This is a genomic window from uncultured Lamprocystis sp., assembly GCF_903933125.1.
GTDB lineage: Bacteria > Pseudomonadota > Gammaproteobacteria > Chromatiales > Chromatiaceae > Thiodictyon.
On sequence record NZ_CAIZIZ010000077.1, the window covers coordinates 1 to 3,948 of the forward strand.

Consider the following 3,948-nt stretch of genomic DNA (forward strand, 5'->3'; position numbering starts at 1 on the left):
GCCCAACATCGCCTGCTGCGGCCTGAAGGTGGCGGCCAGCGCCAAGGACTGGGAGGCGCTGGTCCCTGATTCGCAACCCAACGCCGCCCTGCTGCGGCAGGAACTGCGTCTGCTGCACGCCGCCTTTGCGCAGGCGCCGCTGTTGGGCAGCCTGCTGGACCCCGCTCGCAGCCTGAAGGACGACCTGTTCAAGTCCAGTTTCGACGATCTGAAGGACCTGCTGGAGCTTGCGCTGGCGCCCGAGACGCCGGCCGCGCTGCGGGGGCCGGGGCAGGAGTTGAACGACGACGCCTGGGACCTGGCACTGACTGCACGTGGTCTACTGGATGCCGCCCGGCTACTGGATGCGCGATATCACCTGGTCATGACTAACGTACCTTACCTGGCCCGGGGTAAGCAGAACGACACGCTTAAGGACTACTGTGCTAGGCATTACCCCGAGGCCAAGAGCGACCTAGCCAACGTATTCCTGGATCGATGCCTCGAACTCAGCCGCGAGCACGGACAAGGCGTGGTACAGATCGTCATGCCGCAGAACTGGCTATTTCTCGGCAGCTACAGGAAGCAACGCGAGTCGCTGCTCAAGCGGATGCAGTGGAATCTGTTGGCGCGGCTGGGCGAAGGTGGTTTTGATAGCCCACAGGCGGCTGGTGCATTTACCATCCTGCTAACTCAGACAAATGCGCACGCCCCGCAGGGTTCTCAGCTTCGTGGGTTGGATGCCAGTGAACTCAAGGGCGCTGTCGAGAAGGCGGTGCTTCTGCGCGAAGGAAAGCTTGTGGTGGTGAACCAGAAAGGGCAATTAGCAAATCCAGACCACCGGGTTTCGCTTGGTGAAGCATCAGAGCTCCCACTCCTCGAATGCTACGCGTCGTCTTATCAAGGCACAACGACCGGCGACAACCCTCGATTTATCACATTTTTCTGGGAGCATGTGAAATGGCAAAAACAATGGAAGAGCTTCCAGTCAACTGGTGATGAGACAGCCCATTTTGTTGGGCGTGAATATGTGTTTTTGTGGGACGATGGCAAGGGGATTCTCGCCAAGTCAGCTGCTGCCAGGATTCAGGGCCAAGTAGCTTGGTCAAGTGCTGGTGTGGCGGTTCGACAGATGCGAAATCTCCCCGCGACTCTGAATAGCGGTAGCCCATGGGACATGAACTGCGCCACACTCGTTCCCCGTGACTCGACTCACCTACATGCTATCTGGTGCTTCTGCTCTTCCTCCGAATACAGCGAAGCCGTTCGCCGCATCGACCAGAAGCTGAATGTCACGAGCGCTACCTTGGTCAAGGTCCCCTTCGACCTCGCCCACTGGCAACAAGTCGCCGCCGAACGCTACCCCAACGGCCTGCCCAAGCCCTATTCCGACGACCCCACCCAGTGGATCTTCCACGGCCACCCCCAGCCCGCCACCGACCCACTGCAAGTCGCCGTCGCCCGCCTGCTGGGCTACCGCTGGCCAGCCGAGACGGATACCGAGATGGAACTCTCCGACGAAGCCCGCGCCTGGATCGCCCGCTGCGAGGCCCTGGCTAGCCATGTGGATGACGACGGTATCGTTTGCCTGTCCTCGGTCCGCGGCGAGCCGCCCGCCCAGGACCGCCTGCTGGCCCTGCTGATCGCCGCCTGGGAGACCGTGGAGCCCGGCAGTTGGAAGCCGAGCATCCTGGCCAAGCTGCTGGCCGACGCCGACTGCGCCGGCCGGAGCCTTGATGTCTGGCTGCGCGACAAGTTCTTCGAGCAGCACGCCAGGCGCTTCCACCACCGTCCCTTCATCTGGCACGTCTGGGACGGACTCAAGGACGGCTTCGGCGCCCTGGTGAACTACCACAAGCTCGATGCCCGGAACCTGGAGCGACTCATCCACACCTACCTGGGCGACTGGATCCGCCAGCAGGAGGCCGGTGTGCGCGACGCCGTGGACGGTGCCCAAACCCGCCTGGCCGCCGCCCTGGATCTCAAGCGCCGACTCGAACTTATCCTGGAAGGCGAGGCCCCCTACGACATCTTCGTGCGCTGGAAGCCGCTCGCCGAACAGCCCATCGGCTGGCACCCGGATCTCAACGACGGCGTGCGCTTGAACATCCGCCCCTTCATGACCGCCGGGGTGCTGCGCCACAATAAGAAGCCCAAACTCAATATCAGTTGGGACAAGGACCGCGGCAAGGATGTCGAGAGCGCTCCCTGGTACGGGGTGTTCAAGGGCGAGCGCATCAACGATTACCATCTGACCCTGGCCGAAAAGCTGGCCGCGCGAGGCAGACCGTCTTGAAGATCCTTTCGCTTCATCTGTTGAACTTCCGTGGCATCGAGACCCTGGACATCGATTTCACGCAGCGCACGACGGCGTTCGTGGGGATCAACGGGGTTGGCAAGTCAGCCGTCCTCGACGCCTTGGCGATCGGGCTATCGCAGCTGACCTGGCGGATTAATAAGCTCCCGCTCAAGGCGCGTCCTATCGCGCTGGATGACATTCGCCAGGGCGCGGACTTCGCCCGCATCACGCTGGTCATGCAACTCAGGGGGGAACGCGTGGAATGGTCGATTGCGACCAACCGTCGGAAGGGCAGCTACAAGGACTCGCAGCGCAAGAGCGATCTCGAGCGCCTGAATGCGGCGGTGTCGGAACTGCATGCGGACTGGAATCATGTGGAAACCGAGCGGAAAGAGCCGTATGACCTGCCGCTGGCGGTTTACTACGACGTGAACCGCGCCGTACTGGAAATACCGATCCGGGTACGCGAAAAGCTACAGAACAATCCCTATGAAGCCTACAAGGATGCACTCGATCATAATGGGGCCGACTTCAAGCGCTTTTTCATCTGGTTTCGCAACTGCGAGGACCTCGAGAACGAGCTACGCCGCGACGATCCTGCATTTCGGGATCGAGGGCTGGAGGCCGTCCGCACGGCGGTCGACATCTTCACCGGGTTTCTCGAACCGCGGATTCGCCGAAAGCCGCTGCGGATGACCGTGGTGAAGCGAGGGCTGGAGTTGAATGTTGCCCAACTCTCCGATGGTGAGCGAAACATGCTGGCGCTGGTTGGAGATATGGCACGCCGCTTGAGTCTGCTCAACCCAAGCCTGGCGAATCCGAACGAAGGCGAGGGCGTGGCGTTGATCGACGAAATCGACTTGCATCTGCACCCGCGATGGCAGCGCAGTGTCTTGGCTTCGCTGGAAAAAACCTTCAAGAACTGCCAGCTCATCATCACCACGCATTCCCCCCAGGTCATCGGCGAGCTTGCGCCGGAATCGGTGATGCTGCTACGCGACGGCGCCTTGTTGGGCCATGCGCCACGTTCCCTGGGACTGAGCAGCAGCGAAGTACTGGAAGAGTTGATGGATGGGCATGCGCGCAACCCCGAGGTGACCGCTCAACTCGACGCTATCCATCGGCAAATAGACGACGACGGGATTGCCGAGGCGCAGACGCTTGTAAACCAATTGCGGGCGCGGGTTGGCGACATACCGGAGGTCCTGGCGGCCCAAGCGTCCATCGACAGCCTGGAATGGCTGAAGGATGCCGAGGCATGAGGTCCATCCCCAAGGGCGCCGAGCCGAGGGCGCTTATTCAATGGAAGGCGGATAATACGCAAACGCCTGAAAACCTGTTCTACACTGGCGGCGGATTTCCGGGCGAAGCGGTCCGCGAGGCGCTGTTGTCGGAGCAATTTCATCTGTGTGCCTACACCATGAAACGCCTGAAGACGGCCGCCGAGTGCAAGTCACAGGGTCGGGATACAACCAGCAATTCCCGGCCAATTTTTTTTCCTTTATAAACAATATGATAAATTCTTTTTCCGGGCTCTCTGGGATTTCCCGTGGCAATTTACCGTAACATAATCAATAAGATATTGTGCATCGTCAAAATTTACTGACCCCTGTCATGGTCGGCACTGCCGCACCGTAATGCGTTGATTTTTCAAGCATACAGCTTGTACC

2 protein-coding genes and 1 pseudogene are annotated in these 3,948 nt (G+C 60.3%); all 3 read left to right on the forward strand.

Annotated features, from left to right (window positions below; translation table 11 throughout):
* Positions 1-2,275: pseudogene (locus tag QZY03_RS03230) on the forward strand (SAM-dependent DNA methyltransferase); the annotation flags it as partial.
* Positions 2,272-3,540, forward strand: a complete 1,269-nt coding sequence (locus tag QZY03_RS03235; protein ID WP_295578274.1) for an AAA family ATPase — start codon at positions 2,272-2,274, stop codon at positions 3,538-3,540. The pseudogene QZY03_RS03230 and the gene QZY03_RS03235, both read left to right, overlap by 4 nt.
* The gene (locus tag QZY03_RS03240; protein WP_295578275.1) at positions 3,537-3,785 is read left to right on the forward strand and encodes a hypothetical protein; all 249 of its coding nucleotides are present in this window, start codon (positions 3,537-3,539) and stop codon (positions 3,783-3,785) included. Before QZY03_RS03235 ends, QZY03_RS03240 begins: the two co-directional genes overlap by 4 nt.
* The last annotated feature ends 163 nt before the right edge of the window (positions 3,786-3,948 follow it).